This window comes from Pelagovum sp. HNIBRBA483 (assembly GCF_040931995.1).
Classification (GTDB): Bacteria; Pseudomonadota; Alphaproteobacteria; order Rhodobacterales; family Rhodobacteraceae; genus JAEPMR01.
The window spans coordinates 2,810,183-2,835,864 of record NZ_CP162412.1 but is presented as its reverse complement, the minus strand read 5'-3'; the positions used below and the strand labels follow the sequence as shown (position 1 = coordinate 2,835,864).

The 25,682-nt window shown below is 59.8% G+C and carries 27 protein-coding genes and 2 tRNA genes; 15 read left to right on the top strand and 14 right to left on the bottom strand.

What is annotated here, in order from left to right; genetic code table 11:
- Positions 1–95: 95 nt before the first annotated feature.
- From AB1E42_RS13910 to AB1E42_RS13895, 4 genes are all read right to left on the bottom strand, one after another.
- Positions 96–506, bottom strand: coding sequence for a GNAT family N-acetyltransferase (locus AB1E42_RS13910; RefSeq protein ID WP_368344835.1), 411 nt, complete (start codon positions 504–506; stop codon positions 96–98).
- Positions 503–1,096 carry a tRNA (adenosine(37)-N6)-threonylcarbamoyltransferase complex dimerization subunit type 1 TsaB gene (gene tsaB / locus AB1E42_RS13905; RefSeq protein ID WP_368344834.1) on the bottom strand — a complete coding sequence of 198 codons (594 nt, stop codon included), beginning with the start codon at positions 1,094–1,096 and terminating at the stop codon, positions 503–505. The genes AB1E42_RS13910 and tsaB overlap by 4 nt, the downstream gene beginning before the upstream one ends.
- Positions 1,086–1,646 carry a NifU family protein gene (locus tag AB1E42_RS13900; RefSeq protein ID WP_368344833.1) on the bottom strand — a complete coding sequence of 187 codons (561 nt, stop codon included), beginning with the start codon at positions 1,644–1,646 and terminating at the stop codon, positions 1,086–1,088. Before AB1E42_RS13900 ends, tsaB begins: the two co-directional genes overlap by 11 nt.
- A 95-nt stretch (positions 1,647–1,741) precedes the next feature.
- Positions 1,742–2,197 (bottom strand): universal stress protein, encoded by a 456-nt coding sequence (locus AB1E42_RS13895; protein ID WP_368344832.1) that lies wholly within the window; start codon positions 2,195–2,197, stop codon positions 1,742–1,744.
- A 399-nt stretch (positions 2,198–2,596) separates the two neighbouring features.
- Between AB1E42_RS13895 and yghU the strand changes: the two genes are divergently transcribed.
- Both yghU and AB1E42_RS13885 read left to right on the top strand, forming a co-directional pair.
- Positions 2,597–3,481 carry a glutathione-dependent disulfide-bond oxidoreductase gene (yghU, locus tag AB1E42_RS13890; protein ID WP_368344831.1) on the top strand — a complete coding sequence of 295 codons (885 nt, stop codon included), beginning with the start codon at positions 2,597–2,599 and terminating at the stop codon, positions 3,479–3,481.
- 48 nt (positions 3,482–3,529) lie between these two features.
- Positions 3,530–4,363, top strand: coding sequence for a class I SAM-dependent methyltransferase (locus tag AB1E42_RS13885; RefSeq protein WP_368344830.1), 834 nt, complete (start codon positions 3,530–3,532; stop codon positions 4,361–4,363).
- Between the two features lie 16 nt (positions 4,364–4,379).
- Here AB1E42_RS13885 and trpS read toward each other — a convergent pair whose 3' ends face one another.
- Positions 4,380–5,408, bottom strand: coding sequence for a tryptophan--tRNA ligase (gene trpS, locus AB1E42_RS13880; RefSeq protein ID WP_368344829.1), 1,029 nt, complete (start codon positions 5,406–5,408; stop codon positions 4,380–4,382).
- Between the two features lie 110 nt (positions 5,409–5,518).
- Here trpS and AB1E42_RS13875 point away from each other — a divergent pair, with 110 nt between their 5' ends.
- From AB1E42_RS13875 to AB1E42_RS13865, 3 genes are all read left to right on the top strand, one after another.
- On the top strand, positions 5,519–6,199 hold the full coding sequence (locus AB1E42_RS13875; protein WP_368344828.1) for a rhomboid family intramembrane serine protease: 681 nt from the start codon (positions 5,519–5,521) through the stop codon (positions 6,197–6,199).
- A gap of 166 nt (positions 6,200–6,365) precedes the next feature.
- Positions 6,366–8,048 carry a hypothetical protein gene (locus AB1E42_RS13870; RefSeq protein ID WP_368344827.1) on the top strand — a complete coding sequence of 561 codons (1,683 nt, stop codon included), beginning with the start codon at positions 6,366–6,368 and terminating at the stop codon, positions 8,046–8,048.
- Between the two features lie 2 nt (positions 8,049–8,050).
- On the top strand, positions 8,051–9,058 hold the full coding sequence (locus AB1E42_RS13865; protein WP_368344826.1) for an SUMF1/EgtB/PvdO family nonheme iron enzyme: 1,008 nt from the start codon (positions 8,051–8,053) through the stop codon (positions 9,056–9,058).
- Here AB1E42_RS13865 and AB1E42_RS13860 read toward each other — a convergent pair.
- Positions 9,055–10,428, bottom strand: a complete 1,374-nt coding sequence (locus AB1E42_RS13860) for a hypothetical protein (protein ID WP_368344825.1) — start codon at positions 10,426–10,428, stop codon at positions 9,055–9,057. The genes AB1E42_RS13865 and AB1E42_RS13860 overlap by 4 nt on opposite strands.
- Before the next feature lie 207 nt (positions 10,429–10,635).
- On the opposite strand from AB1E42_RS13860, the gene AB1E42_RS13855 reads away from it, so the two are divergent.
- On the top strand, positions 10,636–10,971 hold the full coding sequence (locus AB1E42_RS13855) for a hypothetical protein (protein WP_368344824.1): 336 nt from the start codon (positions 10,636–10,638) through the stop codon (positions 10,969–10,971).
- Here the strand turns inward: AB1E42_RS13855 and AB1E42_RS13850 are convergent.
- Positions 10,966–11,364 (bottom strand): carboxymuconolactone decarboxylase family protein, encoded by a 399-nt coding sequence (locus AB1E42_RS13850; protein ID WP_368344823.1) that lies wholly within the window; start codon positions 11,362–11,364, stop codon positions 10,966–10,968. The two genes, AB1E42_RS13855 and AB1E42_RS13850, sit on opposite strands and share 6 nt — an antisense overlap.
- A gap of 172 nt (positions 11,365–11,536) precedes the next feature.
- On the opposite strand from AB1E42_RS13850, the gene AB1E42_RS13845 reads away from it, so the two are divergent.
- Positions 11,537–12,706, top strand: a complete 1,170-nt coding sequence (locus tag AB1E42_RS13845; protein ID WP_368344822.1) for an ATP-binding protein — start codon at positions 11,537–11,539, stop codon at positions 12,704–12,706.
- 12 nt (positions 12,707–12,718) lie between these two features.
- Here the strand turns inward: AB1E42_RS13845 and AB1E42_RS13840 are convergent.
- A tRNA-Ala gene (locus AB1E42_RS13840) sits at positions 12,719–12,794 on the bottom strand.
- A gap of 120 nt (positions 12,795–12,914) precedes the next feature.
- Between AB1E42_RS13840 and AB1E42_RS13835 the strand changes: the two genes are divergently transcribed.
- From AB1E42_RS13835 to AB1E42_RS13825, 3 genes are all read left to right on the top strand, one after another.
- A complete protein-coding gene (locus AB1E42_RS13835) occupies positions 12,915–13,322 on the top strand; it encodes a universal stress protein (protein WP_368344821.1) in 408 nt (135 codons plus the stop codon).
- Between the two features lie 55 nt (positions 13,323–13,377).
- The gene (locus AB1E42_RS13830; RefSeq protein WP_368344820.1) at positions 13,378–14,085 is read left to right on the top strand and encodes a nitroreductase family protein; all 708 of its coding nucleotides are present in this window, start codon (positions 13,378–13,380) and stop codon (positions 14,083–14,085) included.
- Between the two features lie 184 nt (positions 14,086–14,269).
- On the top strand, positions 14,270–14,518 hold the full coding sequence (locus AB1E42_RS13825; RefSeq protein ID WP_368344819.1) for a zf-TFIIB domain-containing protein: 249 nt from the start codon (positions 14,270–14,272) through the stop codon (positions 14,516–14,518).
- Between the two features lie 12 nt (positions 14,519–14,530).
- Here the strand turns inward: AB1E42_RS13825 and AB1E42_RS13820 are convergent, their stop codons facing one another.
- The 3 genes from AB1E42_RS13820 to AB1E42_RS13810 form a co-directional block, all read right to left on the bottom strand.
- Positions 14,531–14,923, bottom strand: a complete 393-nt coding sequence (locus AB1E42_RS13820) for a hypothetical protein (RefSeq protein WP_368344818.1) — start codon at positions 14,921–14,923, stop codon at positions 14,531–14,533.
- Between the two features lie 228 nt (positions 14,924–15,151).
- Positions 15,152–17,338 (bottom strand): excinuclease ABC subunit UvrB, encoded by a 2,187-nt coding sequence (gene uvrB, locus AB1E42_RS13815; RefSeq protein WP_368344817.1) that lies wholly within the window; start codon positions 17,336–17,338, stop codon positions 15,152–15,154.
- Positions 17,339–17,456: 118 nt separating this feature from the next.
- The gene (locus AB1E42_RS13810) at positions 17,457–18,374 is read right to left on the bottom strand and encodes a hypothetical protein (protein ID WP_368344816.1); all 918 of its coding nucleotides are present in this window, start codon (positions 18,372–18,374) and stop codon (positions 17,457–17,459) included.
- Between the two features lie 227 nt (positions 18,375–18,601).
- Here AB1E42_RS13810 and AB1E42_RS13805 point away from each other — a divergent pair, with 227 nt between their 5' ends.
- The 5 genes from AB1E42_RS13805 (at position 18,602) to AB1E42_RS13785 (ending at position 22,108) form a co-directional block, all read left to right on the top strand.
- Positions 18,602–18,913 carry an ETC complex I subunit gene (locus AB1E42_RS13805; RefSeq protein WP_368344815.1) on the top strand — a complete coding sequence of 104 codons (312 nt, stop codon included), beginning with the start codon at positions 18,602–18,604 and terminating at the stop codon, positions 18,911–18,913.
- A 43-nt stretch (positions 18,914–18,956) separates the two neighbouring features.
- Positions 18,957–19,033, top strand: a tRNA-Arg gene (locus tag AB1E42_RS13800).
- A 289-nt stretch (positions 19,034–19,322) separates the two neighbouring features.
- Positions 19,323–19,721, top strand: coding sequence for a hypothetical protein (locus tag AB1E42_RS13795; RefSeq protein ID WP_368344814.1), 399 nt, complete (start codon positions 19,323–19,325; stop codon positions 19,719–19,721).
- A gap of 253 nt (positions 19,722–19,974) precedes the next feature.
- Positions 19,975–21,186: a DNA cytosine methyltransferase gene (locus AB1E42_RS13790; RefSeq protein ID WP_368344813.1), complete on the top strand. Its 1,212-nt coding sequence runs from the start codon at positions 19,975–19,977 to the stop codon at positions 21,184–21,186.
- Positions 21,161–22,108, top strand: coding sequence for a NotI family restriction endonuclease (locus AB1E42_RS13785; protein WP_368344812.1), 948 nt, complete (start codon positions 21,161–21,163; stop codon positions 22,106–22,108). The genes AB1E42_RS13790 and AB1E42_RS13785 overlap by 26 nt, the downstream gene beginning before the upstream one ends.
- A gap of 6 nt (positions 22,109–22,114) precedes the next feature.
- Here the strand turns inward: AB1E42_RS13785 and AB1E42_RS13780 are convergent, their stop codons facing one another.
- The 3 genes from AB1E42_RS13780 to AB1E42_RS13770 all read right to left on the bottom strand — a co-directional run bounded on the left by AB1E42_RS13780 (position 22,115) and on the right by AB1E42_RS13770 (position 25,535).
- Positions 22,115–23,026 carry a hypothetical protein gene (locus tag AB1E42_RS13780; protein ID WP_368344811.1) on the bottom strand — a complete coding sequence of 304 codons (912 nt, stop codon included), beginning with the start codon at positions 23,024–23,026 and terminating at the stop codon, positions 22,115–22,117.
- 9 nt (positions 23,027–23,035) lie between these two features.
- On the bottom strand, positions 23,036–24,115 hold the full coding sequence (locus AB1E42_RS13775; RefSeq protein WP_368344810.1) for a hypothetical protein: 1,080 nt from the start codon (positions 24,113–24,115) through the stop codon (positions 23,036–23,038).
- A gap of 268 nt (positions 24,116–24,383) precedes the next feature.
- Positions 24,384–25,535 (bottom strand): hypothetical protein, encoded by a 1,152-nt coding sequence (locus AB1E42_RS13770; RefSeq protein WP_368344809.1) that lies wholly within the window; start codon positions 25,533–25,535, stop codon positions 24,384–24,386.
- Positions 25,536–25,682: the final 147 nt, after the last annotated feature.

The window sequence follows — 25,682 nt, the reverse complement described above, 5'->3', positions numbered from 1 at the left end:
GTCATCGCTAATTTAGGGGTAAAGCGCGGGCGATGGTCAACCGCTATTTTGCGCGCCGCGACGTCTGTTTGACCGAATGATCAAAAAACTGGCAGTCAGAGGATGCGGGACATCACAACCGCATCAAGGCTCTGCCCGTTGGGGGCTTTGTAATAGCCTGCGCGGCGGCCCGATTCGCTGAAACCGGCGCAGAGATAGAGGTAAAGCGCAGCGGTGTTGTCGGCGGCCACTTCAAGAAACGCCGTTTCGGCCCCCATTGCGGCGGCGCGGTCGAGAAAGGCGGCGACGAGGGCGCGGCCTTCGCCCTTGCCGCGGGCTTCGGGATAGACGGCAACGGTCAGCAGTTCGGCCTCGCCCGCGATGACGCGGCCCACGAGCGCGCCGTTGGTGCTCGTTTCGAGAAAAGCGCCACGGCTGGCGAGAATGGCTTCGAATTCGGAGGTGGACCACGGACGGGGCGTGGTGAAGCAGGCGGCGTGCAGGACGGCGAGGGAATCGGGCGTCATGACGGCAGGATCACCGGCGGTGCATCGCGGGCCGGCGCGGCATCGGCTGCGCGGACATAGAGCGGCGCGGGGCGCGGCGTGCTGGCGCTGGCGCGGTGAGCGGCGATCTGGACCATGTGGGTGATCAGGGTTTCGGCGGCTGGCTCCGGCACGAGATCGCTCGGTGCTTCGGCCACAGGGATCAGCGCGGGGGGCGATGCATCGGCATGAGTAATGTGCTGAATATAGAGCCGTTCGCGCGGAGCGGGGATGGCGACGCTGACGGGGCGGGGCAGGCCGTGGGCGCGGGTATCGAAGCCGGACACGCCAACTGCCGGAATGCCGAGGCCCAGCGCCAGACCGCGCGCAGCGGAGACGGAGATACGGATGCCGGTGAAGTTCCCCGGCCCGATGCCGACGCCGAGGGCCGTGAGATCCGACCAATGCAGCCCCTTGGCCGCCAGCATCTCTTCGAGCATAGGCATCAGGTGTTCGGCCTGACCACGGGCCATTTCATCAACGCGGGCGGTGATCTCCCCGCCGGATAGCAAAGCGGCCGCGCAATGCGCGGCCGATGTATCAAAGGCCAGAACGGTTGGCTTAGGCGGCAACCGGACGCACCTCGGTCACTTCGGGGATGTAATGGCGCAGAAGGTTCTCGATGCCCATTTTCAGCGTAAGGGTCGAGGAGGGGCAGCCAGCGCAAGCGCCCTGCATGTGCAGATACACAACGCCACGCTCGAAACCGTGGAAGGTGATGTCGCCGCCATCTTGCGCAACGGCGGGGCGGACACGGGTATCGAGCAGTTCCTTGATCTGATCGACGATCGCGGAGTCCTCGCCCGAATGCGCGGCGTGGCCGGAGGCGGCTTGTTCGCCTTCCATAGCGGGCTTGCCGGATTGGCAATGTTCCATGATCGCGCCGAGGATCGCGGGCTTGAGGTGATCCCATTCCTGCGCATCAGCTTTCGTCACGGTGATGAAATCGGAACCGAAGAACACGCCTGTGACGCCATCGATGGTGAAGAGGCGGCTGGCGAGGGGCGATTGCCCTGCGGTTTCGGCTGAGGGAAAATCGGCTGTGCCGACCTGCATAACGGTCTGGCCGGGCAGGAATTTCAGTGTTGCCGGATTCGGCGTGGATTCGGTCTGGATAAACATGGGCGCACCCCTTTTGCAGCTTAGTCAGATATGCGCGCGCACCTGACATCTGTCAAGGTTTGGAACCATTCTAAAAAGCAAATTTGCGCCGCTGATCAGGTGATCTCTTCGAGGCGTTCTTTGGAAATGTCGCCCGGAACGATGGTGATCGGGATCGGCAGCGAGCCGGACGCGCGGGTGAGTTGGGTGACAAGTGGGCCTGGGCCTTTCTTATCAACGCCGGCACCGAGGACCAAAACGCCGATCTCGCCATCTTCGCGCACATGATTGAGGATTTCGGGTACCGGCTCGCCTTCGCGGATGACCAGCTCGGGATCCACATTTTGCCGGTCGCGCATCCATTTGGCGAAAACCTCGAAATGGGCGTGGATGCGTTCGCGGGCTTCTTCGCGCATGATCTCACCGACGCCGATCCAGTGGTTGAATTCGTCGGGGGGAATCACCGAGAGGATGCAGACACCGCCGCCCGTGTTGGCGGCGCGCATGGCAGCGAAGCGCATGGCGTTCAGGCATTCGCGGCTGTCGTCGAGAACGACAAGGAATTTGCGCATGGAACCCTCCTGTTTCGAGGCGATATTGGCGGAAGCCGTGCGCTCTGTCCACTTCTGATCCCGACATCTGGTGTCTGTCTGCGAACTCGGCGTGGGAGGAGGGTGCTGTTGGCTTCAGGGGTCGATTGGAGTTTCACCGAAGGGCAAAGCGATGCTGCGGATTGGGGTGTTGGCTGGGTAGGATCGCCGGAGGCAGCGGTTGCGGGCGGGGCCGTGGCAACGCGGAGGGGATGCGCCAGCGCACGGCTGCTGTGCGCAAGCGCGCGGGGTGTTAAGCACCTGATTTAAAATCATTATAATGGCTATACTTCTGATCACAATGAGGTGTCCTTCGGGGCGGCTTGTTGGGTGGGCCTGCGCGATTAGGTGGTGGGTTGAAGTAACCAAAAGAGGCCCGCGATGACACAACCGACCGCAGCAAACAGCTACACACCGCCGAAGGTTTGGACATGGACCGGCGCGAATGGCGGCAAGTTCGCGCAGATCAACCGGCCGATCGCAGGTGCGACGCATGACGCGGAGCTGCCGAAAGGGGCGCATCCGTTCCAGCTCTATTCGCTGGCGACCCCGAACGGGGTGAAGGTCACAGTCATGCTGGAGGAACTGCTCGCCGCTGGGCATGAGGCGGCCGAATATGATGCGTGGCTGATCAATATCGGTGAAGGCGATCAGTTCGGCAGTGAATTCGTTGAGATCAATCCGAATTCGAAAATCCCCGCGCTGCTCGATAACTCTGGCGACGCGCCGCAGCGGGTGTTCGAGAGCGGGTCGATCCTGCTGTATTTGGCGGAGCGGTTCGGGGCGTTCCTGCCCGAGGAGCCGCGCGCGCGGACCGAGGCGATGAACTGGCTGTTCTGGCAGATGGGAAGCGCGCCATATCTGGGCGGTGGTTTCGGGCATTTCTATGCCTATGCGCCGGAGAAGTTCGAATATGCGATCAACCGCTTCACGATGGAGGCGAAGCGCCAGCTGGACGTTCTGGACCGGCATCTGGCGGATCATCGCTATATGGCAGGCGATAGCTACTCGATTGCCGATATCGCGATCTGGTCGTGGTACGGGCAGCTTGTTTTGGGGCGGCTCTATGATGCGGCGGAGTTTCTGGATGTGGCGAGCTACACGCATGTGATGCGCTGGGCCAAGGAGATCGACGCCCGCCCCGCCGTGCAGCGGGGGCTGATGGTCAACAGGGTCTGGGGGCCGGAAGAAACCCAGCTGCGGGAACGTCACAGCGCGGCCGATTTCGAAACGCGGGTTGCGCCAAGGGACGTGGACGCGGCCTGATTTTTCGAAAATCCCCCTGATGTGTTAGGATGCAGGTCAGGGGGATTCATGATGACAGGTTTTGACGCATTTGCCGAAATGGAGCGGCAAGGCTGGTCCGATCCGGTGATATCGGAAGGCTATGTGACGCGGTTTGCCGAGATGACGCGGCAGGTCGTGCCGGTGATGGCGGCGCAGGTGCCCGAGGGTGTTGCAGTGCTCGATCTGTGTTGCGGGCAGGCGGACATTGCGGCGGCGTTGCAGGCCAAGGGCTGCGATGTGACGGGGGCTGATTTTTCCGAACAGATGATCGAATTTGCCCGCGAGCGGGTGCATGGAGTGAACTTCGTGCGTGCTGATGCACAGGCGCTGCCGTTTGACGGGCATTGCTTTGATGCGGTGGTGTGTGGCTTTGGCCTGATGCATGTGCCGGACCAGCCTGCTGCTTTGGCGGAAGTGGCGCGGGTGCTGCGCCCGGGCGGGCTATTTGTGATGTCCTGCTGGGAGCCGCCGCAGCGGTCAGACGTGTTCGGCACGGTTTTCGGTGCGATTATGGCGCAGGGCGATCCGTCCGTCATGCTGCCGGATAGCCCCGACTTCTATCAATTTGCAGAGGAAGATCACGCACGGGCGGCCTTCGCCGAGGCGGGGTTGGCGCATCAGGAGCGGTTTGTTTTCGAGGCGGTGCTGCGGCTCGAAGACCCCGCTGCGCTGATGGACCTGTTTGCGACGGGTGCGCCGCGTGGTGGGTATTTGCTGCGGCACCAGCCCGACGATGCCAAAGCGCGGATTCGCGCCGCCATCGCACGCGGTGTGCAGGAAAAAGGGCATCAGGCGGCGGACGGGCTATGGGAGATCAAAGCGCCGGTGGCGATCAATCGTGGGGTGCGCGCGGGGTGTTGATCCCGCGCGGCGCAATTTACCGCACCAAGCCGACTATATCGTAAGTGCGCTCGAGGATCGGGGCAGCAATCGCGCGGGCGCGCTCGGAGCCGCGGGCGAGGATGCGGTCGATCTCGGCGGGATCGTCGAGAAGGCGCTGCATCTCGGAGGAGATCGGCGCGAGCTTTGCCACAGCGAGATCCGCCAGCGCGGGCTTGAACTGGCCCCAACCGGCACCGGCATACTCAGTGATCACGGCTTCGGGGCTTTGATCCGAGAGAGCCGCGTAGATATCGACAAGGTTGCGGGCCTCGGGGCGGTCTTTCAGGCCGTCGAGGCTTTCAGGCAGTGGCGCGGGATCGGTGCGGGCCTTGCGGAACTTCTTGGCGATGGTGTCGGCGTCATCAAGCATGTTGATCCGCTCCATGTCGCTTTCGCCTGACTTGGACATCTTCTTTGTGCCGTCGCGCAGGTTCATCACGCGCATGGCGGGGCCTTCGATCACCGGATTGGTGAGGGGGAAGAACTCGGTTTTGTAGTCGTGGTTGAACTTGGCGGCGATGTCGCGGGTCAGTTCGACATGCTGTTTCTGATCCTCGCCGACCGGCACATGGGTGGCGTGGTAGAGCAGAATATCGGCGGCCATCAGCGACGGGTAGGCATAGAGGCCCAGTGACTGCTTCTCGGCGTTCTTGCCTGCCTTTTCCTTGAACTGGGTCATCCGGTTCATCCAGCCGACGCGGGCGACGCAGTTGAAGATCCAGCCCAGCTCGGCGTGCTGGCTGACCTGACTTTGGTTGAAGAGAATGGATTTCTCGGGGTCGATGCCAGAGGCCAGATAGCTGGCGGCCACCTCGCGGGTGGCGGTGCGCAGTTCCGCCGGATCCTGCCAGACGGTGATCGCATGCAGATCGACGACGCAGTAGAGCGTCTCGTAGGCCTCGCCCTGCATCGCGACGAAGCGCTTGATCGCGCCGAGGTAATTGCCGAGCGTCAGGCCGCCGGAGGGCTTGATGCCGGAAAAGACACGCGGGGTGAACTGGCTATGAGAGGCGGCTTCGGTCATGGGATCGGTCCGGTCTGGATTTCGGGTTCGCGGTGGCTTACCCATGCAGCCAAGGGGCGTCAACTCATCAGCGCCCGCGCGAACCCATAAGACCCTGTTCAGAGGCCGCCATGCAGCATGAAAATCCTGTCAATCCGCTTCCTGCCGTTGTGATGGCGCTGGCGCTGATCTTTGTCGTCGTTGAGGGGCTTCTTAGCCTCGGCGAGGCGGGGCTGATCGGCGGGCCGGAAGCTGTTGGTTGGCGACTGGGCGCGTTGCAGGATTACGCCTTCGCGCCTGCGGTTTGGGAACAGGTGGCGGAGCGGGGGAATATGTCCTTTGACATGTTGAAGCGGTTTGTGACCTACCTGTTTGTGCATGGCAGTTTCACGCAGGTAGTTTTTGCGCTGGTGATCCTGTTGGCGTTGGGCAAGTTCGTCGGTGATTTGTGGCAACCCATCGCGCTGCTGATCGTCTTTTTTGGCGCGGCGATTTTTGGCGCGGTGATCTACGGGGCGACGGCGCGGGGGAATATGCCGCTGTTCGGGGCCTATCCCGCGCTTTACGGGCTGATTGGGGCCTATACCTACCTGATGTGGCTGCATCTGAGGACAGTGGGCGAGAACAGTTTGCGGGCGTTTACGCTGATTTCGTTCCTGCTGGGATTGCAGCTTGTTTGGGGCTTGTTGTTTGATGCCGCGCCGCATTGGGTGGCCGATGTGGCGGGATTCGTCTTTGGACTGGCTGTCTCGCCACTATTGGGCCCCGGCGGCTGGGCTGCCTTCATCGCGCGGATGCGAGAGCGCGGCTGAATCGCCTGATTTGTGGCGCAAACGGATACTGGAAACCCATTTAGACTAGGCGTAGCATGACTTTGACGCTGATGCCCTAGAGTATCATTTTGAGTTCTAATCCCGCGATTCTGCGGGGTAATTTGTTTGGAGGGTTCGCGTGCGTCGGATTTTAGGCGGTCTATTCTTGAGTGGGGCATGTCTTTTGCCAGTCGCTGGTGTGGCACTGGATGGCCCTGCCGACAGTGAGCTCGCTGAGCGCTGGGCGGTCTATGAGGCGGAGGCCCGAAAGACCGTGCTGGACCTGCAAATCCAGCGTGCGATCGCGACAGGCATTGATGCCGACGGGCACACGGTGATGCTGACTTCGCTCAACCCGTTGATCAACAGCTGGTTCGTGCTGGAGGTAGACGGGGTGAGCTACCATCTGGAGAACCCTGCGCCGGAGGAGGTCACGGTTGATCTGGCGGAGGATGGGAGCCTCGCGCTGGGTGAATATGGGATGGTCGAGAATTGCCGCCCTTGGGCAGACGGAGAGATGGACGCGGCGAGAGCTGCGGGTCTTCCCTATGCGCCGGTCTGCGGACAGCGGCTTTACCTCCGCAACCGCGTGGCGGGCAACCGCACCAATAAGGAAGCGGTTGTTGATTTCCTGCGGGATAATGTGTGGTTTGGCGAAAGCCTTGTCGGGTTCATCAAGGGCACCTTCTATGAAGATGCCTATATGGAGTCGGGCGAGACATTCGACGCCGCAGCGGCAGGTGATGCGGTGGCGGCGCTGGGTAAGGCGGCGCTGGACCGCGCGCCGGGGATGTATGCCTCCATCGGGTTTGATCTGATCGGGGTCGAGGACAGGGTGGTCGAGGCCGGGGCTTGGTACGCGGTTGAGGACACGCCCGGCATTTATGCCAGTGCGATGCAGCCCGGCATGATCGCCAATGACATCTTGAACCGCCCAGACGAGACGCACTGGCTGGACGGTGTGGAGCGGCAGGCGGATGTGTATCTGGTGGCGTTCGATCTCAACGAGTTCGAGATCGGCTACGAGCGTGGCACCGATCACCCGCGCTTGGACTGGTCGCCGCGCCCTTGGGGGGCGGGCCGTGCTGATTGGCTGCCCGGCCCTGACGGATTTGACCGGCCTGATCCGCTGGTGACGGTGGGGATGCTGAACCCCGCCCATGCGGATCGCGTGGCGGCGGTGTTTACCGGCGGGTTCAAGCGGGCGCATGGCGCATTTCGGGCCAGTGATAAGGCCGAAACCAATTATGGCCACCATTATGGCTTCCTCAGCCACGGGGTGCTGATGAGCAAGCTGCATCCGGGCCTGTCGACGATCTATGTGCTGGATGATGGCACGATCGGCATGAAAACATGGACAGAGGAGGATGCGGGCCTGTTGCCACGGTTGCGGTTCGCGCGCCAGAACGGGGTGCCGTTGATCGAGACGGACCCCGAGACAGGCGAGGGCGTGCCGGGTGAGCAGGTGCGCAGCTGGCTTGGTGGGAACTGGTCCGGCTCGGCGGAAGCGGAACTGCGGACGCTGCGCGGTGGCGCATGCATGAAGAGCGTGGCGGGGCGCGACTTCCTGATCTACGCCTATTTCTCGACCGCGACGCCTTCGGCTATGGCGCGGACATTTCAGGCCTATGGCTGCCGTTACGGGATGCTGCTCGACATGAACTCGCAAGAGCACACTTATATGGCGCTGTTCCCTACTGATGAGGAAAATGACGGCTTCGCGCCGCAGCATCTGGTGAGCAATATGCGCTATATTGATGACACCAGTAACTCTGGCGCGGTGATCCCACGGTTTGTGGGTTTCTCCGATAACCGCGACTTCTTCTACCTGCTGCGCAAGGAGGAATAGCTATGACTCGCTTCCCGCTCTCCATCGTCGTCACGCTGCTGGCGCTGCTGGTAGCAGGAGGTGCGCAGGCGCAATCGCTGGCGGAGCGGAACGCGGAGATGCTGCAGCAGATGCAGCAGGCGCGGGGGCTGTCGGCTGGAACGATGGCGCGGGTGCGGGAGATATTCGCGGGTTCTTCGTATATCGGGCAAGGTAATCCGGCGGTGACACGGCACCCGATGAGCCCTGCCGAGGCCGCTGCGCGGATGCCCGGCGGTGGGCCGCAGGGATACCGGAACAGCCGGTTTGAGCGGATTTGTGGCGCGCGCTACATGGCGCCGCTCTATGATCCGGCGACGCAAGCGCCCGAAGATGCCACCGTCTGCATCGATATGTTCGAATATCCCAACGTGCCTGCGGTTTATCCCGTGGTTTGGGTTTCGGCGCGGGAGGCTGCTTTGCTATGCGCGGCAGAAGGCAAGCGGATGGCGGATGCACATGAGTGGGAAGGCGCGGCCTCGGGCCAGCTGTTGCCGCCCGATTACCGCTTTGATCTGGCGGCGGGTGTATCGGCGCAGGCGGCGGTGTCGCGGATGCGGGCGGCGCATAATGCGGCTTATGCGGGGCAGAAGCGCTGGAGCTATGGCACCACATACCAGCGCGGCGTGTGCGCGATGGGGAGCTTCAAGTCCTCGGGCTGTAATGGCGGAAGCTTCCGCGGCTGCGGGTCAAACACCTATCCGGCGGGGAGCTTCCCGTCCTGCCGCAGCCCGCTTGGGGTTTATGACATCGACGGCAACGCCGCCGAGCATATGAACCTGCCGCTGAGCCCTGACCAGATGGCGAGCCGTGGGAGTACCACGCTTGGCGTGACCGAGATGAAGGGCAGCTGGTTCATCTGGGATACGATCCGCGCGCATGAGGACTGGACCCGCTGGCGCGCGCCGTTCTGGCACGGCACACGGGTGATGGATACCGGCAGCCACCGCAATTACCACTTGGGCTTTCGCTGCGTGAAAGACGTGCGTTAGCGCGACAGCGAGGCGAGCAGGACAGCAGGGCGCGAGATCGGGCCTTCGTCGCTCAGGAGGCCTGCATAGGTCGCATCGGCGAGCAGGTCTTCGAGATCAACCGCGCGGCCATTGAGGTAAGCGGTGCGGGCCACGAGGCGGACGCCGTGGCTATAATCAGCATATTCGGCGCCGTGAACGGTGCTGAGCGGCTGGATCGCGCGGCCGTTGGGCTGGTGCCAGCCATAGATCGCTACACGCCCCGGATTGCGCCAGAGGCGGTTCGAGACGACGAGGTCTTTCTTGTGACCGGCCATCAGCAGGCCGAGGGAATTGGTGGCCTGCTGGCGCTGGCCCTCGATCGTGGCGTTGTGCTGTACCATGTAGGCTGTTGAGGTCATTGCCGCGCCGGGGGTCATTGGGCGCGGCGGCAGGCGGAGGCCGGCCTCGCGGTAGATCACATCGACAAGCTCGGTTGTGGGCAGCATGAAGCCGAACCTGTCAGCCACGGCGGCGGCGGCGGGGAGGCCGAGCGGCACGCGGACATAATCACGGTCGCTGCCAACGGCGAGGTAATCAGGCATCACGCAGACGGTGATCCGAACCGGCGCGCCGCCAGCGGTGCCGGTGACGGAGACGGGCACCAGACGACGCAGGAAATCGGGCAGGTTGCCGGAAGCAAGCTCGCGGGCCAGAGCGCTGTCGCGGGTGCTGCCGCCGACGCCATCGAGCGCAGCAAGAACCGCGCTGCCCGACGCCGCATTACCGGCGCGGCGGGGGATCTGGCGGGTGAGGCTGCGGGCGCAGCTGTCAGGCGAAGAAGGCAGCGGCGCGATGGTGGGTGTGGCCACGGGCGCTGCGGCGAGCGTGACCGGCGCGGTTTCGGTGCGGGTGGCGGTGGCGACCTCGGTGACGAGGTTCGCGGGGCGCAATGCGGGGCGCAGGGGTGTTTCGGTCGCCTCGGTGACGGACGCGATGCGGGCCACGAGGCTTGCAGGCCGCAGGGCGGGGCGCGGGGTGCTCTCTGGCACCAAGGCGGAGAAGCGCTGCTCGGCCAGTGGTGCGGGGCCAGCGGCGGAGGCCAGAGCGAAAGCGGGAAGTGAATTGGTCGTCGCAGGTGCGTTAAGGTGCGGGGCAATGCCGGATTGCGGCGCGCTGCTGCCAGCGGTGACAGCGAGAAGAGGTGAATCTGTCACGGTGGGCAGGCCGATGCGCGGTGCGGCGCTGGATACCTCTGCCGGAGCGGTGGAATTGCGTGCGTCGGCGCGATCCGACAGGGCGGAGGCCGTCCATGCGCCAACGACAAGGGCCGCCACCGCAGCGCCAGCGAGAACGCCGGTTTGCAGGCGCGAGAGGGGGAAAAGCCCCTGATATGGAAGTGTCGTAGACATAACGGCGTGCACTATGCGGACCAACCCAATGGCGCAAGCCTGCAAAAGGCCTGCCAAGAGCAGTTAGAGCGCAACAGGCGGTTTCCCGCCAGCCATTTGGCACAAAAAGGCGAGAATCGGCAGGTTTCCTCCTCTTTCGGCGGGGTAGACGAGTCTCATTCTGGCGCTAAGCTGTGAACAACAAATGAAATAAAGGGTATTTTGAGTATGGGTTTGGCCGGAAAAGCGAAAAGCGCATTGGGTGTGATGGCAGTGGGCGCGGGGCTGGCGCTAGCCGGATCGGCCACATGGGCCGACGAGGCGGCGCTGGAGCGGTGCCTGAGCCGGACTGGTGCTCCGAACGCAGGCGCGCCGGTGAGCGAAGCCGAAGGGCAGGCCTATTTGCAAGCGGTGCCGGATCACGCGCTGGCGCGGCGCAGTTGGGGAACGGCTGAGCGACCCACCCAGCTTCACCAAATCGCCAACCCAACGGGGCGGTCTGGCGATGAGCCGGCACCTGCGGCGCTGTTCGGCCCCGCTCATTGTGATGTGTGTGCCCTATAGCAGGCCGCGTTCTTCCAGCACTTTGCGGGCAACGCGGAAGCATTCGAGCGATTGCGGGACGCCGCAATAGATGCCGACCACATGGATGATGGCGCGGATTTCCTCGGGTGTGACGCCGTTGTTCAGCGCGCCTTTGCAGTGCAGTTCCCATTCATGCATTTTGCCCAACGCGCCGATCATCGCGAGGTTCATCATTGAGCGGGTTTTGGCGTCGATCACATCGTCGCCCCAGCCGAAGCCCCAGCACCATGCTGTCATCGCCTCCTGAAAGGGGCGGGTGAAGTCATCGGCGGCGGCGAGGTTATTCTCGACATACTCGGCGCCGAGGGTTGATTTGCGCTGTTCGAGGCCCTTGAGAAAGAGGTCTTCGTCGAATTGCGAGGTGGTGGTCATGGGGCGCTCCTTCGCGGATAGTCAGTTTTGCGGACGCCTTGTTGTGATGCAGTTTATGGCGGTTTCCAAGCCTGTTATTCACCTACTATATTTCCCGTTTTGGTTGCGCTGCCTTGCCGGAAACGGATTTATCCGCCAAAATTGTGAGACGCTTTTTAAAAACGGAAGAAGAATGGCTGAACTCGCAAAGCTCATGGATTCAGTTGTGCGCGTAGCGCCTTACGCTGTCGTTATCGTGGACATGGAAGGGGTCATCCAGTTTTGTAATCCGGCGCTCAATGCGATGTTCGGCTATGATGAGGGGGTGTTGATCGGGCAACAACTGGAGGTTTTGCTGCCGGATGACCTGCGTACCATGCATATTCTGCACCGTCAGGGATATGCGCGCGCACCGGAGACACGGCCAATGGGTGGCAAGAAGGTGCTGCGCGGGCGCAGGAAAAACAGCCAGCTGTTTCCGATCGAGGTGGGCTTGTCATCGACGTCGCTGGAGGGACAGACCTTCTATTTTGCCAGCATCGTTGATGTCACGGACCGCTGGTTGCATGCGATCGAGCTAGAGAAACACCGCGAGAGCCTGCAACAGCAGGTGATGGACCGGACAGAAGATATCGGCATCGCGCTGCGTACATCGGAGGCCAATAGCCAGTTCATGAGCCGCCTTCTGGAGATGGTGAATCATGAGTTCCGCACGCCGTTGAGTTCTATCATCGGCTATGGCGAATTGCTTGAAATGCACCTGACGGAAATGGGCGCGGGGCAGGAAGCAGCGATCAAGTATGCGCAATCGGTGAAGGAGGCGGGGCAAGACCTGCTGGAGATCGTGCGCAAGGTTGCCAATCTGTCGCTCGTTAATATGGGGGAACTGGAGGCAGCGGCGTTGCCTGTCGCGGTTGATCGTGCGGTTTCTGATGCGGTCGAACGTATCGAGCGCGTACTGACGCGGCAGAAGATCAAGGTGGCGACCGAATGGCATGATCCGGTTGTGCCGCTGGCCGATCCGACGATGTTTGTGCGGGCGCTGGCGATGATCCTTGAAAACGCGGCCCTTTATGGCGCGCCGGAGGAAACGATCGTTGTTGCCATCCGCAAGAGCGGCGACGACCTCTGCGAGCTTGCCATCGCCAATAGCGGGATGGGCCTGAGCGCGTCCGAGCGTCATGCCGCGCTGAAACCCTTCGAGCGCTTGGAGCAGGCGCTAGGCACGACTTCGGGGATAGGTTTGGGCCTGACCATTGTGAAGGCTTATGTACATGCAATGGGCGGAAAGCTGGAGCTGAGACGCGGCGAGACGAGCGGCATGGTGGCATCGATTATGCTGCCTTGTACGGAGCCCGACTGAGTCTGCGGTAAGTGGTGGAGCCGAGGGGAATCGAACCCCTGACCTCGTCATTGCGAACGACGCGCTCTCCCAACTGAGCTACGGCCCCGACGGGCATTTTTTTCGCGCTGAAGGCTGCGCGAGTCAAGCATTGCGAAAGCTGACATGGATCAAGGCGCGGCTCTCGGATGCGGCGCAGAGTTGTGTCAGATCTTATGGAGGACATGCCATGTACAAGCATATTCTGGTGCCAATCGTTTTCGACGAGGAGCATGACGGAACGCGGGCAATCGAGGTGGCACTGCGGCTGGCACCGCCGGATGCGCAGGTGACGCTTCTGCATGTGATGGAGGAGGTGCCAGGCTACGCGATTTCTTATCTGCCGGAGGGTTTTCGCGCGGCCAGCCGCAATGCTGTTGAAGCAGCAATGCAGGAAAAGGCAAAGGCCTTCCCCCATGCGGATACGGCGGTGATCGAAGGCCAAGTAGGGCGTTCGATCCTGGGATATGCCGAGGCGCATGATGTGGATTGCATCGTGATCTCCTCGCATCGACCAGGGCTGGGAGATTACCTTTTGGGGTCCACCACAACGCGGGTGGTGCGCCATGCGCAATGTTCGGTGCATGTGATCCGATAGGGCTTGCCTAGCGCGGGGTTGCGGCGCAGCTTCCTGCAAAAGGGAGGCGCGCGCGATGGTTGCCAAGAAGGGACTGACATTCGAGCCGGTGCCATTGCCGGACCGGTTCGATTATGACGATGCGGAAATGGCGGCGCGCGCGGTGGCGTTTTTGACCCATATGCGTAAGCGGCATTCGGTGCGGGAGTTCGACCCCAAGCCGGTGCCGCGCGGTGTGATTGCCGATTGCATCGCTGCCGCTGGCACAGCGCCGAGCGGGGCCAATCACCAGCCGTGGTTCTTCGCCGCGATATCCGATCCGGCGTTGAAGGCGCGGATACGGGCAGAGGCGGAAGAAGAGGAGCGGCGCTTTTACAGTGGCGCGGCGGGGGATGAGTGGCTCGGCGCTTTGGCGCCGATTGGCACGGACGATCAGAAGCCGCATCTGGAAATCGCGCCGTGGCTGATCGTGGTGTTTGCGCAGCGCTGGGGCAATTTTGAGGACGGCACGCGCTACAAGAATTACTATGTACCCGAGAGCGTTGGCATTGCGACGGGCGTGCTGCTGACCGCGCTGCACGAGGCAGGGCTGGTGGCGCTGACGCATACGCCTAATCCGATGAAATTCCTCAACGGAATGCTGGGGCGGCCTGCATCGGAAAAGCCTGTGATGATCATTGCCGCGGGGCATCCGGCGGCTGATGCGGTTGTGCCGAAAGCGGCGAAGATCAAGAAACCGCTGAGCGAGATCATGGGGCTATTCGAAGCTGCCCCTCTGGGCTAGGCTGACGGCATGGGAATGATGGGGAGATCCGAGATGCGGGTTCTATTGGCATTGGCGGCGCTGACCGCTTTGGGCGCCTGTGGCATGCCGTTCGTACCGTTTATGTAGATTGTCGGCGGGTGGGCTTGCCTGAGGGCAGGTCGCGCCCCACATCGGTGTCATATGAAACCAAATGGAGACGCCGATGCTTTGTCCGATTGACGGAACCGAACTTGTAATGACTGATCGCGCGGGTGTGGAGGTGGATTACTGTCCCTCATGCCGCGGTGTCTGGCTGGATCGTGGGGAATTGGACAAGATCATCGAGCGCTCCGTGCAGCCCGCGCCCATGCCACAGGCGCAGCCGCGCTATGACAGCGGCTATGGGGACAAAGGCTACAAAAAGCGCAAGAAGCGCGGTGGCTGGTTGGAAGAGCTTTTCGATTTCGACTAAGTTTAATTGCGGCTAGCGGCGGCGCGTGGCGAGCCATGTGGAGGCCACGCCCACGGCAAAGCCGCCGATCATCATGATCATCGCCAGGAAGGGGAAGATCACCAATGCGATTGCGGCGGTGGAATCCGAGGCGAGATCAAGCGAGGCATGCAGGAAAAACAGCGCCACCGTCATCGCCGCCGCCCCGAGGCTGAAGGCGAAAGAGTGCTGCGGCATCATATGCGCCAGAAATGCCAGCGCCGCACCGGGGATGGCCGCAAAAGCCGCGAAGAACGCGATGCCGAACAGCGACGGAAAATAGGACCAGAGCCAGTCCGGCCCGTGAACCGCCATGCCCGGCACGCGGGCAATGTAGGGGATCAGGATCGCAAGAGCGACGGCGGTGACGGTCGTGTGGCTGATCATGAGCGACTCACGCTTTGGTTGTGTGAGTTTAGCAGGCGTGGGTTTGTGTGGCGAGGGATTGGTGCCAAAGGCGCGGGACAAGGCGCAGCCGCCGCGCCAAAGCCGTCGCGCCCCACTGCGGCGGCTTTTGGGTTGGGTTTGGTGCGACGGTCGAGGTTTCGCGGATGTGGTGGAATAAACTGCGTGGCTTAGGCCGCGAGATTGCCGCCACGCGCGACGGCTTTGGTGCTACCGCTTCCGCCGCTTGACGTTGCCGCCGCGCATGCCGGGGCGGCCTGCTGTGGAGCGGCCGGAGGCTTTGGCGGCGTCATCCACGGCCTTTTCGACCGCTTGCTGGCGGGCGAGGGGGTCGTCGCTGATCACCAGATCGACCGTTTCCAGTCGCTTGATCTCATCGCGGAGGCGGGCGGCTTCTTCGAATTCGAGGTTTTCGGCGGCCTTGCGCATGTCGGTGCGCAGCCCGTCGAGATGGGCTTCGAGATTGGCGCCATGCATCGGTTTGTCGATCTTGGCGGTGACGCGGTTCATGTCCACATCACCCTTATAAAGGCCGGCGAGGATGTCATCGACATTCTTGCGCACGGTGGCGGGGGTGATGCCGTGTTCCTCGTTATAGGCGATCTGTTTGGTGCGGCGGCGATCGGTTTCGCGCAGCGCCCGTTCCATCGAGCCGGTGATACGGTCGGCATACATGATGACGCGGCCATCGGCATTCCGCGCGGCGCGGCCGATGGTCTGGATCAGGGACGTCTCGGAGCGCAGGAAGCCCTCTTTATCGGCATCCAAAATGGCGACGAGGCCGCATTCAGGGATGTCCAAGCCTTCGCGCAGGAGGTTGATGCCGATCAGCACGTCAAACGCCCCGAGACGCAAATCGCGGAGGATTTCGATACGTTCGATGGTGTCGATGTCGGAATGCATGTAGCGGACCTTGATGCCCTGCTCGTGCATATATTCGGTGAGGTCTTCGGCCATGCGCTTGGTCAGCGTGGTTACAAGCGTGCGGTAGCCGTCAGAGGTGACGCGGCGCACCTCGTCCAAGAGGTCATCGACCTGCATTTCGACCGGGCGGATTTCGACCTGAGGATCAAGGAGGCCGGTGGGGCGGATCACCTGTTCGGTAAAGACGCCGCCGGTTTGCTCCATCTCCCATGCGGCGGGGGTGGCGGAAACGAACACCGATTGCGGGCGCATGGCGTCCCATTCTTCGAACTTCAGCGGGCGGTTATCCATGCAGGAGGGCAGGCGGAAGCCGTGCTCGGCCAGCGTGAACTTGCGCCGGTAGTCGCCGCGATACATGCCGCCGATCTGTGGAACGGAAACGTGGCTTTCATCGGCAAAGACGATGGCATCGTCAGGGATGAACTCGAACAGCGTGGGCGGCGGCTCACCGGGTGCGCGGCCGGTGAGGTAGCGGGAATAGTTTTCGATGCCATTGCAAACGCCGGTGGCCTCCAGCATCTCAAGATCGAAATTGGTGCGTTGTTCGAGGCGCTGGGCCTCTAACAACTTGCCCTCTTCCTCCAGCTGTTTGAGGCGGATGCCCAGCTCGGCGCGGATGCCCTTGATCGCTTGCTGCATGGTGGGGCGCGGCGTGACGTAGTGAGAATTGGCGTAGATGCGGATTTGTTCGAACGTGTCGGTGCGCTGGCCTGTGAGGGGGTCGAACTCGGTGATCGCTTCCAACTCCTCGCCAAAGAACGAAAGCTTCCACGCGCGGTCCTCAAGGTGGGCGGGCCAGATCTCGAGGCTGTCGCCGCGCACACGGAAGCAGCCGCGCTGGAAGGCCTGATCGTTGCGGCGGTAGGTTTGCGCGACGAGATCGGCCATCACCTGCCGTTGGTCATAGATTTTACCGACATGGAGGTCTTGCGTCATAGCGGAGTAAGTCTCAACAGAGCCGATGCCGTAGATGCAGGACACCGAGGCCACGATGATCACGTCGTCGCGCTCCAACAGCGCCCGAGTGGCGGAGTGGCGCATGCGGTCGATCTGTTCGTTAATCTGGCTCTCTTTCTCGATATAGGTATCGGAGCGCGGCACATAGGCTTCGGGCTGGTAGTAGTCGTAGTAGCTGACGAAATATTCGACAGCGTTTTCAGGGAAGAAGCCTTTGAACTCGCCATAGAGCTGGGCGGCGAGGGTTTTGTTGGGCGCGAGGATGATCGCGGGGCGCTGGGTTTCCTCGATGATCTTGGCCATCGTGAAGGTCTTGCCAGTGCCGGTGGCGCCCAAGAGCACCTGATCGCGCTCGCCCTGCCGGAGGCCGCCAGCCAGCTCCTTGATCGCGGTGGGTTGGTCGCCAGCGGGGGAGAACTCCGAATGCATGACGAATGCCTTGCCGCCTTCCAGCTTATCGCGCTGGGCGGGGCTGCGATGAAGCATCGGCAAATCGTCAGGGCGGTTGTTGTGCATCGGGCTCTCCTGCAACTGAGCGCTAAGAATTGTGCCTAATCGCGCGCACCGCAAGGGGTGGACAAAAAAGAAGCGGCCCGAGAGCCGCTTCAAGGTGGTTTGGTTGGGAGAATAGGGGTTATTCGGTGGCTTCGCCGTCGCCTTCAGTGGTTTCCTCTATCGCGATTTCCGGTTGCTCGGTTTCGGGGTCGAGGCCGAGGAGGCTGAGGAATTCGGCCCATGCTTCCTCCGAGAGGGTATCGCTGACGAGATTATTGTAGCTGTCACCCTCGGCGGCTTCAGCTTCGGCGAGGAGGGTTTCGGCGTCGCGGTAGGTCGTTACAGCGTTCAGCTCGGCTTGCAGATCGGCAAGGGCCTGATCGTTCGTCGGGTCGTCGGCGATGCCATCGCCGTCGGTATCGAGGGCGGCGATCTCGGCGTCGAGGTCGGTGATCAGATCTTCGTAGACCTTATTGAGTGAATTGGTGAGCGCTTCCAGTTCGGCATCGTATGTGGGGCTTTCGGGGTCGAGCGCCGCGATCGCGTCTTCGTATGCAGCGATGCTCTCGAGCGTCTCGGCATCGAAATAACCCTCAGCCGCCGCGATGTCGGCGAGCAGGTCATCGGTCGCATTCACCGCGAAATAGTAGCTGGCGATACGGCCAACCTGACTGTTGGGGGAGGCGTTCATCAGGGCGTTGATATTGGCATGGGCGGCGTTCAGGCCCTTCAGCTCGGATGCGATGGCGCCACGACCGGGCTTGCCTTCATCCTCGGAGCCTTCGTCGCCATCGACGCTCTGCTGGCTGGCGGAAGGCTGGTTGCCGTTGCCACGGCCATTACCGTTACCGTTGTTGCCGTTATTGCCTTTGTTGCCGCGCTCGTCGGCGCGATCGCTGCGGTTGCCACCGCCGCGATTACCGTTGTTGCCGCTGTTGCCCTTGCCCTGCGCAAAGGCCTGATCTGCAGAGAGAAGGAAAACGCCACCCGTTGCAGGCAGCAGAGCCATTGCAGAGACGCCAAGGGTGGCGATGAGATGACGGGAAAACGGTTTCATGTCGTTAGACCTCTTTGAGTGATTGGGTTGCAGCAAAACAATCGGAACTCGTACGCATGTAGATGCCGCACTCGCATAACGTGTTAAAGGCAGAATGTGGCGCGACTGAGGCGGAAATGGTGCGGATTGGGCAGGAAGTTGCCAGATTTCCTCAAAACGTCGGCGGTGGATCGCGCTTGATCCTGTCGCCTGTTTTCGGGATAAGGCGGCAAGCAAGGAGTGAAGTGATGCGTGCACGAATCTATCGTCCTGCGAAGACCGCGATGTCTTCCGGTACTGCCAAAACTCGTAAGTGGATCCTTGAATTTGCGCCCGCCAGTGCGCGCGAGGTTGATCCGCTGATGGGGTGGACCTCCTCAGGAGATACGCAGAGCCAGGTGAAGCTGAGCTTCGACAGCAAGGAAGCTGCGCTCGAATATGCCGAGGCGCACGGAATTGATGCCGTGGTGCAAGAACCCAAGACCCGCAAACCGAACCTGCGCACGATGGGCTATGGCGAAAATTTCGCGACTAACCGCCGTGGGGCTTGGACCCACTAGCCTCTTGCCGCCAGCGGCGTGATGCCGCTATGTGCAAGCCAGCGGTCCCGTAGCTCAACTGGATAGAGCAGCTGACTTCTAATCAGCAGGTTCGGGGTTCGAGTCCTCGCGGGATCGCCAAATTTTTCATTAAATTCAAATACTTGTGCGGCTGCGTGAATCCAAGAATGCAATCCATTTTTTGCATGTAAGCACCACGGAAGCACTAGCGGAAGAAAGTCGCCTGTTGCGGATTGGCAATAGGGGGCTTGGCGCAAGTGAGCGAAACCCGCGTCGCTTTTCGAATTTTGGGGGGATTCAAACGGTTCAATCGTCCCTAAGTAACGGTTGGGAACCGTTGCCCTAACCGTTGGATGAACGGCGTTGGGAACGGTTCGCAACCGTTCAAAACCACATGAGGTAAATCGCTATGAGCATTGCATCCAACCGTTCCGGCCTAGGTCTATTTCTGCCCGCACTATTCAACCCAACCGTCGCGGCTGCGGTTGGGCTGGGAGTGATCGGAGTGGGTTTGTATCGGCTGTTGGCGGATGATGAGGATGAGGTGGCGGGTGATCGACCGACGGCTTCGAGTGAGGAGACGGATGGGTGTTCTGAAGAGAGGCGCGAAATTTTGGCGGCGTCAGTTGTGGAAACCCATGTCGCCCGCGAAGAAGCGGAGCAGGTTGGGCGCGAAGATGCCTCTGAGGTTTCGTATTCGAAGGACGCGCTTGATCAGAGCAAGGAGCTCATTCGGCAGGCTATGTCAGAGCTAGGAAAGCGGAGTGCAGCTGCACGGGCGCGGAAGCGGGTGGAAGTGCAGGCGTGAGCGGCTCAAAGCTGCCGTTTACCATCGCTTTCGGATTCCGAGGCTGGAACCCGCAATGCGGTCATTCGCTGCACATGCAAAATATGAAGATTCTCCTAGATTACCGAGGCGTAGACTGAAGGCGAAGCAGTACCCAGACCTCGCAGATCGGTTGGCAAGACGTTAGGCAGGAGAACAAACAGGGAAGACATTGTCGAATCTTTCATGCTATCTGCAGGCATGATAGAGCCGTCGCAAAAAGAGGAGAGTCGTCTTGGCAGCCCAATTTACATCTATTGACTTGTTTTCAGGTGCCGGTGGGCTTTCTGAAGGGCTGCGCGTTTCTGGCTTCAAGTCTTTATATGCAAACGAAATCGTTGCTCGTCATGCCGAGACTTATGCTCTGAACCACCCTGAGACCATTGTTGAGTCGAGAGATATTCGCTTGGTTGATTCTGGTGATGTACGTCGTCGGTTGGGACTGCAAAAGGGGGAGCTGGATCTTGTGGCCGGTGGCCCGCCCTGTCAGGGCTTCTCGATCAATGCGCCCAAACGGTCGTTGGACGATGAACGGAACAGCCTCTTTCTCGAATTCTTGCGCTTTGTGGATGAGTTCGAGCCAAAGGCGGTCCTGATCGAAAATGTCCCCGGTCTTGTCTCGTTCGAAGGTGGTGGCACCTTGCAGGCAATCTTGCAGGCATTAGGTCAGCACGGATACAGAGCGGATGTGAAAATCCTCTACGCGCCGCATTTCGGCGTGCCCCAAACCCGGTGGCGGACTGTGATCATCGGTATCCGTGGGGATGAGGCAGATCCTCTTAGCGCCTTCCCCGAACCAGTTCGTAATGCGCCTCTACGAGTGAATTTCACCTCGAACTTCGAGGGCAAGAACATTGTTGCTCTTCCAAAGAACCTGGAGCTGCCCTCTTTCGTGAGTGTGCGTGACGCGATTGATGATCTTCCCGTCCTCTTGAACGGGGAAACCGGAGCGAAGCGCAAAGACTACAAGACCAAGCCGCAGAATGATTTTCAGGCTGCCATGAGAAACGGGAGTAAGGGTGTCCTGAACCACGAGGCCCCGCGCCTCGGAGAAATTAACATCAAGCGCATGTCGTTCATCCCGCCTGGGGGAAACTGGACAGACATCCCCGAGGATCTGCTGCCGAAAGGTATGAGACGGGCGCGCCGTTCTGATCACACCAAGCGATACGGTCGAGTTGCGCCAGATGGCCTTGCATCGACCATTCTGACGAAATGCGATCCCCATTGGGGCGCCTATTTCCACTATGAGCAAGATCGTTGCTTCACTGTCAGAGAAGCGGCGCGAATTCAGACATTCCCAGATAGCTACCGCTTCGTTGGTTCGCGCGTCGAACAGTACGAGCAGGTTGGAAATGCTGTTCCGTCGCTATTGGCCGCTGCGATTGGGCGGTCGATCCGCGGTGTCCTTGAGGAATTGAGTGGACGCACGCGGAAGGTTTCGTAACAACATGGCCGCAACAATTTTCGAGTTCTTTGGGTATCGTTCAGATGATGCGTCCGACGTTGCGAAGCGTGCTGCGGATACGGAAACCTGCCCAATCAGCGGGGATACTTGTCAGAAAAGCTTTAACGATGGGGTGGTGTCGGGCGTTTGCGCGATCAAACCCATCACCAGCGAGCCGGTGATCTGCTGTCCGATCCGCCTATATGCCGACGACTACCGTATTTTGTCCGATATTGCCGACCGGGTATTTGGCTCCAACTTAAAATTGGTTGCGGGGCGCGATGCCGTAAAGCACTCGATTGATCATCAGGAAGAATGTGTCGCCGTTTTCGGCAAGGGCTGGGGCGGTGAACTCCGCCTGCCGCAAAAGTCGAAAAAGGGCGGCTACTTTGTCGATTGGGTACTGGCGAAACTCAGCAGTCAGGGCGAATTGATCGAGTTTGTAGCGGTTGAGGTGCAGACGATTGATACGACCGGCACATATCGCCCAGGCTATGATGCACTCAAGACAGATCGCTCGATTGAGAAAACAACGGCCGGGCTGAATTGGGAAAATGTCGCCAAACGCATCCTGCCGCAGTTGATTTATAAAGGGCAGATTCTGCAACGTGAGGAACTGTGCCGCAGTGGTCTGTTCTTTGTGTGTCCTGCGCCGGTTTTCGAACGGATCATGGAACGACTAGGTGGTCAGGAAAGCCTGATCCGATATGCGCTTCAGCCCGCGTCGATCACCTTCGCCGTGTACGACTATGACATGCCGGACAAGCCTGCCCCCGAAAGTTTGGTTCCGTTGAAAAACACGCTCAATCATTCGACGACAGTCTACAAGGTGCAGGAAGCCTTTAACAATGTGACACTGCCTGTAGAGAACGTCTACCGGGATGCGATCCTGCGGGCGCTCGGAAGCACTACCGGCGAGTAGTGCTGATCACACCACATCCAAGCGAAAATCCAGCAGCGTTTGAACAATATCAGGCAATTCAGGATGGCCAGCGGGCTCTGATCTTATCAGCGATCCAATCAAGCGCAGCCTGTCCACTAGCGTTATTGCTGGAACGTCCCCAGGCACTGCCCATTTGCCAGAGTTCTCGCGGAATAGAATTGGCGTGAACAGCATCTCCATCCACAAAGCAGTGTGGGGCAGCAGTGTTCTTAGGCGGGTGTGTGTGATCTCGCTATGTTTTGCTGACCACTCTGATCTGGAACAAGCGCACTGCCCAAGCGCCGAAATGGTGTTTTGGTGCTCAAACCTATCGAGTTCAATGTACGCAGCAAGGTCAATGCCCCCGTCACCTTTGTCGCGGTCGCGAAAGTCTGTGTCCTTCAAGTTAGGATTCGCCCCAATGAGCTTTCCTAAGGTATTCAGCTTCGCAGCCTTCGAGCCCGTTAAGGCCGTCGTGTTTTTGCCGACGGTCATAGCGGTGCCCGCAACCGGCCAAAGCTCGCGTAGGACATTCTCTGAAAGGCGTTCGAAGAAATCGGTCAATGCTTGACGCTCGTTCTGTGCGAAAAACGGAAGATTAGCACATATCAGCAGACTAACATACTTTGATTGATTGGGGGTGATGTCATCTGGGGCTTCCACAACTCGCCCGTGGTTGGTCAACGAGAATGGATACCAAGCGGCAAGTGCTTCAACCCGCCAGCGGACCTGTCCAAGAACGTCTTCCAGATGTTCATCACTGAGCTGATAACTGTGCGTTCCACGGTTATCTTCGATATAATCCCTCAAAGTATCAGTGCTAACTTGTCGGTCTAAGCTGACGAGACAAAGCAATTCCAAAAAATCGGCCAGAGTGTGCGTGTCGTGATCGCGCGGACGATCCAAGTTAATCGTCATTAGGCTCTCTCAATCTTCATTATCAATGTTGGCTTTTATCGAGCCTTCAAGCGCAGACGCCAGTTTTCTCAGTTTTGTCGCCTCGGCCAAATCATCAGCCGTCAAACCGTCTGCCATGGAAATTGAGGACTGGGAGTGTTCAATCGCGGTGATCGCCTTAAGGATATTTGTTCGGATCGCCTGAAGTGGGCCATCGGCAAGGATATCAGCTTCCTCTAGCGTAGCTCCTCGCCTAAGAGCTTCTAGGGCTGCAGGGAACTCGACAATACGAGCAAATATTTTGAAATTTCTCGAGTCTCCAATTCTTGTTTTGTATCCATCGATTTTATGGAACGCCCAAAGAAAGAGCTCCCTAGTTTCTTCCTTCTTTACGTTGGCAATCTCAACATCGCCACTTCCATCTAACCCGATAAAGTTGGCAATTCCCGACCAGCCGATAGCCGTTGTCAGGAGCGAAAAAGGAACGTCTTCTGCGTCGAGTTTGAGTTCACGCAGAATTCCCTCATCGTGGGCATATTGAAGCAGATTGTAACCAGTGAGGATCTTTGCAACCGCATTGGATTTGCTGCCAATCTCCTTCGCCAAAATCCTGTGTGCGTCATCGTGCGTTGCTGCGGCGATGTTATTTCGAAGCTGGGCCAGGTAACGGGCCTTAGCGAGTGCATCCCACTCCTTGATTCCGGTAATGTGCCGATAACCTAAGTACTTGAGGACATCTTGCCGTGCTCCAAACACTAAGCAAGGAACACGATCAGGTTTTTCTTTGGCTTCAGCTAGAATTTTCGCGACGGCCTTTTCCATCGACCGAGGCGCGATTTCTTGGGTCAGTATCTTCAATGATGCAAGGCGTCGGTTGCCTTCCACTACGGTATGGGTCGCACTTCCAGCATCCTCGACAACTAGAAGCGGTTCGCCGTGAAAATAACCTTGTTCGGCGATAGACATCATCAACTCGATCAGATTGCATTCCAACAGAAAAAAATCTGTCACCGCGTCCGTATCTGTCCCATCGATACGGTCGGGTAGTCGAGGATTGTCGGGGTCAAAATTTAGTTGGGACACTGGCAGTGTCTTAAGGTTCGGTGCCATTACTGCCCCTAAGTTGTTGTATTCCTGCCCACTATGCGCCACTCGTGCCAATTTGTATAGCATGCGCGCACAGGGTCGAGTGTGTATTGCCTGCGCTTAGGGTCAGTGCAAGGCCAAGCTCGCTTTAGGGCAACTTAGCTAGGGGTCAGGATCACTAAGAAGCAAGGCTAAAAGAGAATGGTTGCCGCAAACTTAACTGCCGCGAGTTGACGCTTCGTTCCGCATCGCTGCCATTCGTCCAGAACGCAGCGAAGGTCTGCTTCCCGCCCTACTCCACAAACCTATACCGCGCCTTCGCCTCTCCGAACTTCCGTTGAATGCGGTCGGGCGCTCTGCTGAATTCCTGTTGCAACCGTTCACCGAATGCCTTGAAGTAATCCTTCAGGTCGGATTTTTTCTGATCCTCAAGCGCCGCTACGGTTGTTACCCCGCCAACGACTTGACCCAAGATCAACTGGATGTGCTCATTTCTATGCACGTCTTTGATCAGCGATGGCTCAACAAAGCTCCGCATTTCTTCTAGGTCGCCTTTCATCTCCCGCACAACCAAATCCCAGAGCGGGTGGTTGGGCCAACGCGCTCGGTTGCTGTCTGAAGGGTCGGGTGTGCAGTAGCGGATTTTTGAGGTCGCCTCTGCCATCACGTCACCAATCAGGCCATCAAATTCTGCCCATTCGCGGATTTGCCAGCGCTCTTTCAGGAGGTCTTTTCCGGCACGGCATTCGATCCGCCAAATTTGGCTATTTGAGCGGTCGTCGGGTGTTAGCTCGGGTTCGTTTTCTGCCCTGAGGTTTGCGTTCCAAATCTCCCACCAGATGGGTTTCTTTTTGTCGATCACTTCGCGGCGCTTGTCGTAGATGATGACCTGCCGCCCCGGCATCTTGCCCACGGTCACGGAGGTGAACCGACCTGATCGACCGTTGCTGCGGATATCTTCGACCGCGCTTTGGTGATCGGCGCGGTTGGAGCGGCTATGGGTGACGATGTTTTCTGGAATGAGCTCGAAGTCAGGTGCGTGCACATCAATGCAAAAATCCGCTCTCGCGATGCTGACTTGATGCGCGGCATATCGGACGCCGAGGCGGGTCAGGGTTTTGTCGATGTAGGCGCGGGCGTAGCCAAGCCCCTGCGTTGCGAGCAGGAGTGATCCGATGTTGATCCTAATTCCCCAAGGGTCTTTTGCGTGCGGTTTCTTGAAGAACCATTGAGCGTCCAGAAAACCGCCTTTGAGGATGAAGCGATACCCATTGCCGCCATAGGGCATCAGATCAAAATCCGCGCCGCCATAGGTGAAAGGGCGAGGGGTGCGCTCATCCTCGGCACTTTCGCGCTCTGCTTCCAGCGCCTCAAAGAGCTTTGGGGGAATGTTTGCCTGAATGGATAGAGTAATGGTGTCAAAGCCTTTGTGAACGACGCGCATTTGCGGGCTCTCCTGTGTGGGAACGGTATTTCTAGAGGGGGGTGCTACTATCACCCCCCTCTTGCGGCGGGTGCCGTGCTCTTTGGGAGGGGTGGGGATATCGTCAGGCGCGGTTGCGCCCTCCGATATGCCTCCGGCGGGGCAGCT